Here is a 513-nt window from a genome sequence, read left to right as displayed (position 1 = left end):
TCATACAAGTCATCCGTATCTGCTCTTGCATATCGGATTTTATCCGATAAATACTTCACTTTCAGATCAACATTAAATCCGAGCTTAACAGCGAATGCCAACTTCGTATAAGATGTTTTACGCTTTTTATCCGGTCGTTCCAAAAGGCTCAGGATACGGATAAACAATGCTTCATCCTTCACGTCGTAAAGAAACTCTCCTAAAACTGTGTCATTGCGCACGAAATCGATAAAACGCTGACGTTCACTTTTAATCAGGCTAACAAAAAAATCACGATACCCCGGACTCAGATTTCTCCAATCTGAAAAAGCCAAAGCAAAGGAATCTTTATAAAAGCCCTCCTTTTCTTCCGGTAACAAATTATTCACATGTTGCTGATAAACACAAACAGCTGGTTGGGCACCCAGCAATGCCATTAATAACTTTTTCATAACATTCTTAGAAGGTTGAATAGCCCTTCACCCCTCAAGCCACCAAACAAGATAACAAGGCCTGTAAAGAGGATTTAAATCC

Annotated in this window: 1 protein-coding gene; it reads right to left on the bottom strand. The window is 39.4% G+C overall.

Features of this window, described 5'->3' with window-relative positions:
* The coding region (locus DXD68_RS24010) for a hypothetical protein (protein ID WP_199715800.1) at positions 1-431 on the bottom strand (431 nt) is incomplete at its 3' end.
* Between the last annotated feature and the right edge of the window lie 82 nt (positions 432-513).

The organism is Parabacteroides sp. TM07-1AC, from assembly GCF_003480915.1.
Lineage (GTDB): Bacteria > Bacteroidota > Bacteroidia > Bacteroidales > Tannerellaceae > Parabacteroides > Parabacteroides chongii.
The sequence above is the reverse complement of the archived record's forward strand: the minus strand, read 5'-3'. Positions and strand labels throughout refer to the sequence as shown.